The organism is Spirillospora sp. NPDC127506 (genome assembly GCF_040302145.1).
GTDB lineage: Bacteria > Actinomycetota > Actinomycetes > Streptosporangiales > Streptosporangiaceae > Spirillospora.
This window is the reverse complement of sequence record NZ_JBEORG010000028.1, coordinates 103,942-110,033: the sequence shown is the minus strand read 5'-3', so window position 1 is coordinate 110,033 and position 6,092 is coordinate 103,942. Positions and strand designations below refer to the sequence as shown.

6 protein-coding genes are annotated in these 6,092 nt (G+C 69.7%); all 6 read left to right on the top strand.

All coding sequences use genetic code 11. The annotated features are described in order from the left end of the window. The coding region (locus ABTW95_RS24785; RefSeq protein WP_500227515.1) for a multicopper oxidase domain-containing protein at positions 1-908 on the top strand (908 nt) is incomplete at its 5' end. Positions 909-923: 15 nt separating this feature from the next. Next, positions 924-2,246 (top strand): HEAT repeat domain-containing protein, encoded by a 1,323-nt coding sequence (locus ABTW95_RS24780; RefSeq protein ID WP_500227514.1) that lies wholly within the window; start codon positions 924-926, stop codon positions 2,244-2,246. A 149-nt stretch (positions 2,247-2,395) separates the two neighbouring features. Further along, positions 2,396-3,037 carry a hypothetical protein gene (locus ABTW95_RS24775; RefSeq protein ID WP_500227513.1) on the top strand — a complete coding sequence of 214 codons (642 nt, stop codon included), beginning with the start codon at positions 2,396-2,398 and terminating at the stop codon, positions 3,035-3,037. 79 nt (positions 3,038-3,116) lie between these two features. Then, positions 3,117-3,833: a TetR/AcrR family transcriptional regulator gene (locus tag ABTW95_RS24770; RefSeq protein WP_500227512.1), complete on the top strand. Its 717-nt coding sequence runs from the start codon at positions 3,117-3,119 to the stop codon at positions 3,831-3,833. 119 nt (positions 3,834-3,952) lie between these two features. Further along, positions 3,953-4,933 carry an NAD(P)-dependent alcohol dehydrogenase gene (locus tag ABTW95_RS24765; protein ID WP_500227511.1) on the top strand — a complete coding sequence of 327 codons (981 nt, stop codon included), beginning with the start codon at positions 3,953-3,955 and terminating at the stop codon, positions 4,931-4,933. A 128-nt stretch (positions 4,934-5,061) separates the two neighbouring features. After that, on the top strand, positions 5,062-6,042 hold the full coding sequence (locus ABTW95_RS24760; RefSeq protein WP_500227510.1) for an SRPBCC family protein: 981 nt from the start codon (positions 5,062-5,064) through the stop codon (positions 6,040-6,042). The last annotated feature ends 50 nt before the right edge of the window (positions 6,043-6,092 follow it).

Sequence of the window (6,092 nt, the reverse complement as noted above, 5' to 3'; positions counted from 1 at the left end):
CCCCCTCCACGATGGGTCATGAGGCGATGGGCACCGGCCAACTGGACATGGCGGCCGATCCCTCGCCCGGCTGGAAGCCGTTCGATGCTGCGCTCAAGCCCGCGCCCGGCGGTAAGGAGCATCGGCTGGAGTTGCACGCCACCGACCGGGTGCTGGAGGTCGCGCCCGGGGTGCGGCAGACGATGTGGACGTTCGGCGGCAGCGTGCCCGGGCCGGTGCTGCGCGGCAAGGTCGGGGATGTGTTCACCATCACGCTGGTCAATGACACCGCGATGGGGCATGGCATCGATTTTCATGCCGGGTCGCTGGCGCCGGATGTGCCGATGCGCACGATCGGGCCGGGGGAGCGGCTGACCTACCGGTTCACCGCCGAGCGGGCGGGGGCGTGGCTGTATCACTGCTCGACGATGCCGATGCTGCAGCACATCGCCAACGGCATGTACGGCGCGGTGATCATCGATCCGCCGGGTCTGCCGCGGGTGGATCGGGAGTATGTGCTGGTGCAGGGGGAGCTGTATCTGGGGCAGCCCGGCTCGGCCGGGCAGGTGGCCAAGATGCGTGAGGGCCGCCCGGACGCCTGGATGTTCAACGGCACCGCCGCCGGCTACGATCACGCGCCGCTGACCGCGCGGACCGGGGATCGGGTGCGGGTGTGGGTGGTGGACGCCGGCCCGTCCACGCCCGCGGCGTTCCATATTGTCGGCGCGCAGTTCGACACCGTCTACAAGGAGGGCGCGTATCTGCTGCGCAAGGGCGATGCGGGCGGCGCGCAGATCCTGGATCTGGCTCCGGGTCAGGGCGGCTTCGTCGAAACCGTCGTCCCCGAGCCCGGTCATTACCCGTTCGTCGACCACGACATGCGCCACGGCGAATCCGGCGCACACGGAATCCTGCATGTCACCGGGTGATGCCATCATCCAGCCGTGAAGATCGAAACCTTGGTGAAGCGGCTGGCCGGCCCAGGGCACCGCGCCGCGAGCGATGCCCTGGTGGCCCTCGGCGCCCAAGCGGTGCGTCCCGTCCTGGACGTCCTCTGCGACGAGGACTCCCCGGTCGACTGGGCCACCAGCGCCACCGTGCTGCGCCGCATCGGACGCCCCGCCCTGGACCCGCTGATCGAGGCCATGGCCACGGCTCCGACCGCCGAGGTGGCGCGCCGCTGCGGCTGGGCTCACAGCGGCCTTGAAATAGACGACATCTCAGCTTTCGTCCCCGGCCTGCGGCATCCCAGCCCGCGGGTCCGCGCGAACAGCGCCTACACGCTCCAACTGAAAGGCGAAACGGCCCTCCCGCACGCTCCAGACCTGATCGCCCTCCTCAACGACCCGGACCCAGACGTCAGGCAGCGCGCCATCTGGGCCCTCCCGGAGCTCGGCCCCGGAGTGGTGCCGCTCCTCCGTGACATCCGCCGCTCCTCCACGGCGGGACGCCTGCGCCGGCCCGCGCTCACGGCGCTCGCCGAGGTCGCCGGCCCAGCCGGGCTGGACGACCGCGACCTGGCCGCCGTCCGCCGCCTGATCCGCGTCAAGCAGGCGGCCGAGGTCCCCGAGCCGATGCACCTGTGCGGCACCTGGTTCGCCCTCCCGACCGGCGACCAGAAGGCCGTCCTGGAGGCGTTCGACCTCACCGACCCCGAACCCGTAACGATGCGGCTCGGCGCGTCCGCCTGGAACGGCGACCACCACGGCTGGGACTCCGCCCACCACGCCTGCCGCCGCCTGTACGTGTCCCCGTGCCTGGACGGCTGGACACTCGTCTTCGGCAACCCCTTCCACTCCGCCGAGAGCTTCGAGCAGGACCAGTTCATGGACCACTGCCGCACCCTGAGCACCCGCTTCGGCGAGGCGCACTGGTACGGCGCGAGCTGCGGCGACGACTGGACGGCCTGGTGCGTCGCCGAGAAGGGCGAGATCGTCCGCTACTACGACATCTACGAAGAGGACGATCAGATCGGCGGGCCCCACCCCGCCGAGGAGGGCTACATCCTCCCGCACATCGACCCGTTCCCTGACGACGCCTTCGACGGCATCGACATCGGCGACAGCGAGGCGTTCGGAGCCCGCTACAACCGGCTGAAGGCCGAACTGGGCATCCCCGACCCGTGCCACGCCACGACTTTCGCCGCCCGCGCCTCGGTGGACCCGTCCTCCGTGGGCCGCCAGACGGAAGTCCGGGGCCACGGCGTCCTCGCCCTCACCGCCTGCGGCCGCGAGCACGGCCACCCCCGCGGCGCCCTGGAGATCTAGCCCCACTAAGTCGCAGCCACCCGGCAAACCAGACGTGGCGCCCCACCCCTTCCGACCAGGGAAAACGGTCCGTCCTGAACCCGGCCGAGCTGCGCTGCGACGCCACCGTCCTCCTGGACGACCCCAAGAAGCCCAGCCACGGCATCATCGTGGAGTCCCAGCTCAAGTTCGATGAGGAGAAGCACTTCAGCTGGCCCGCCTACGTGGCGCTGTTCCGGCTCCGCCACCGGTGCGGAGCGACCCTGCTGGTCTTCTGCCGCAATGAGGCGGGCGCTCGGCGCTGCGCCGAACCGATCGACATGGGCCACCCCGAATGGGTGCTCAGGCCGTTGACCTTCCACCCCGGGATGCTGCCTCCCGTCACCGACCCCGCCCAGGCCCGCCGACTGCCTGAACTCGCCGTGCTCAGCGCCCCCGCCCACGCCGACGGACCACACGCCGAAGCGGTCTTGACCAGCGTGGCAGCCGCCATCGACCGCCTCTCCGGGGACACTGGCGAGCTATACCATGACTATCTGAGGGCCCGATTCTCCGACACCGCCCGCAAGCTCCTGGAGGAGACAGTGAAGATCGCCGACTACGAGTGGGAATCGGACTTCGCCAAGAACCACATCGCCAGGGGCAAGGTTCAGGGGGAGGCCAAGTCGGTTCTGCTGGTTTTGAAGGCCCGTGGGATCGCCGTTCCCAACGAGGTTCGTGAGCGTGTCGAGAACTGCACGGACACCGACCAGCTCGAGCGCTGGGTCCAGCGAGCCGCCGTCATCGACAAGGCCGAAGATCTTCTGAGCTGACGGCTTCTCCGGTCCCGCCCATGGCGCAGGTAGGCGAGAGACTTACTGTGTACGGGTGCGATGGGCGGGAGGACGATCGATGATCCCTGGCGGCGACGCCGACGAGTCGGCAGAGCAGCCGCGCATTCCGCTGAGCCGGCGGCGGGTGCTCCGGGCCGCCGTGGGGCTCGCCGACCGGGAGGGCCTCGACGCGCTGACCATGCGTCGGCTTGCGCAGGAGGTCGGGGTCGAGGCGATGTCGCTGTACCACCACGTCGCCAACAAGGACGCCGTCTTCGACGGGGTCGTCGAGGTCGTCCTCGGGGAGATCGCGGCGGCGGTGGAGAAGGTCGATGCCCCGGCCCCGGAAGAGGACTGGCGGGCGGCGCTGCGGGCACGGATTCTCGCCGCCCGGGAGGTCCTCCTGCGCCACCCGTGGGCGCCGCAGGTACTCGAGTCCCGCAGCACCACCAGCCCGTTGGTCATCGCCTATTACGACCGCGTCGTCGGCATCCTGCGGGCGGGCGGGTTCTCGTTCGACCTGGCCCACCGGGCGCTGCACGTCCTGGGCAGCCGCGCTCTCGGGTTCACCCAGGAGTTGTTCCGGCCGGACGCCGCCGGGATCTCGACCGCCGAGGCCGCCGCGATGATGGAGCAGATGGGCGACCAGTTCCCGAACATCGTCGGGATGCTGGAGGTCGCCGTCCACGATGACCCCGACGGCACGCTCGGCTTCTGCGACGACCAGTTCGAGTTCGAGTTCGCGCTCGACCTGATCCTGGAAGGGCTGGAGCGGCGCCGCGCCGCCGGTTCCTGAGCCCGCCGGTCCCCTTCGCGTTCTTCTCCGCCGCCGCCCTTGACCGCCTTACGCCGTACGATTACCTTACGACGTATGACAACCTTACGGCGTACGACAGACACCGGGGGGCGGCGACCATGAGGGCCTGGACCTGGGACCGCTACGGCCCGCCCGACGTCATGACCCTCCAGGACGTCCCCGAACCCGGCATCGCCCGGAACGAGGTGCTCGTGAGGGTGCGGGCGGCGTCCGTCAACCCCTACGACTGGCGCCACGTGCGGGCCGACCCGGCGCTGGCGAGGCTCGCGAACGGCCTGCGCCGCCCGAAGCGCGGCCTGATCCTCGGCGCCGATCTCGCCGGCGTCGTCGAGCGGGTCGGCGACGGCGTGACGGGCTTCCAGCCGGGGGACGAGGTCTTCGGGGAGGTCCGGCTCGGTTCGTTCGCCGAGGCCGTCGCCGTCCCGCAGGACAGGCTGGCCGCCAAGCCCGCCAACCTCACGTTCGAACAGGCGGCCTCGGTGTCGATGGCCGCGCACACCGCGCTGCAAGGGCTGCGGGACGAAGGACGGATCTCCGCCGGGCAGCGCGTCCTCATCAACGGGGCGTCGGGCGGGATCGGCACGTTCGCCGTCCAGCTGGCCAAGGCGCTCGGGGCCGAGGTCACCGGCGTGTGCAGCACCCGCAACGTCGAACTCGTCGCCTCCCTGGGCGCGGACGACGTCATCGACTACACCCGCGAGGACTTCACCGAACGGACTGGGCGATACGACCTGCTCATGGACATCGTGGGCAACCGGTCGCTGGCGCGGCTCCGCCGTCCCCTGACACCGCATGGAACGCTCGTGCTCGTCGGCGGCATCGCCGCGGCCCGCGGCCGGCTCCTCGGCCCCGCCGCGCAGCAACTCCGCGGCGCCCTGACCTCCCCGTTCGTCAGCCAGCGAATCGGCAGCGTCAGCTGGAAGCCCAACTCCGCGGACCTCCAATACCTGGCGGAACTCATGGAGAAGGAACAGGTCACGCCCGTCATCGACCGGACGTTCCCGTTCACCGACATCCCCGACGCACTGCGCTACATCGAGCCCGGCCACGCCCGGGGCAAGGTCGCCATCACCTTCTGACGGCCTGCTCCGCGTATGCGGCGGGTAGATCTTTCCTTTTCCCTGGTCAGTGGTCGTTTTGTTCGTTTCGTCCGGGCTTCTTGGGCTATGGGGGGTCCGAGGCAGAGAGACGTCAACAAGGAAGCGAAGTGGTGACCGTGACCGGGACGGACACCGGAGACAACGGCAGCGCCAAACCCACGGAACTCCCGGTCGAGCAGCTCAAGGACGCCGTCCGGGGGCTCGGCCAGGCGCTCATGGTGAAGACGCTGGAGAAGGCCAGCGGCCGCGTGGACGGCCTGACCCAGCGGCTGAACGACGCCGCGGACGCCGGTGGAGGGACCGGCGCGAAGATGGCGGCCACGGGGGCGAAGAAGATCGCTCAAGGCGACTCGCCGCTCAAGGCCGGCGTCGGCGCGGGCATGACCGGCGTGAAGGAGAAGGTGAAGAAGGCCGTGGGCGGCGGCGGTGACGGCAAGAGCAAGGGCGCCGACAACGCCAAGGTGGTCAACATCGTCGAGGAGTTCGATGTCGGCCTGCCCCGGCGCGTCGCCTACGACCAGTGGACGCAGTTCGCGGACTTCCCGAGCTTCACCAAGAAGGTCGAGAGCGTCGAGCAGGAGTCCGACGAGAAGATCAACTGGCGGGCGCAGATCTTCCTGTCCCACCGCAGCTGGGAGTCGACGATCACCGAGCAGGTCCCGGACGAGCGGATCGTCTGGAAGTCCAAGGGCGCCAAGGGCTTCGTCGACGGGGCCGTGACCTTCCACGAACTCGCCCCCACCATGACGCGCGTCCTGCTCGTGGCCGAATACCACCCGGACGGCTTCTTCGAGAAGACCGCGAACCTGTGGCGCGCCCAGGGACGCCGCCTCCGACTCGACTTCAAGAACATCAAGCGGCACATGATGACCCGGACGCTCCTGAACCAGGAGGAGACCGAGGGCTGGCGCGGTGAGATCCGCGACGGGGAGGTCGTCAAGACGCACGAGGACGCCCTCAAGGAAGAGTCACAGGACCAGCCACAGGAAGAGGCGGAGGACGAGTCGAAGGACCAGCCCCAGGACGAGTCACATGACCAGTCCCAGGATGAGTCAAAGGACCGTGAACCGGCGAGCGCCGACGCCTGACCCGGCGTCGCGGCGACGTTTTCGCCCGCCCTGCTCGGGGAGCGAGACGA

Bases quoted from the DNA above. Each gene is read 5' to 3' on its own strand.
- ABTW95_RS24770 (WP_500227512.1), top strand. From the start codon at position 3,117: ATGATCCCTGGCGGCGACGCCGACGAGTCGGCAGAGCAGCCGCGCATT.
- ABTW95_RS24765 (WP_500227511.1), top strand. From the start codon at position 3,953: ATGAGGGCCTGGACCTGGGACCGCTACGGCCCGCCCGACGTCATGACC.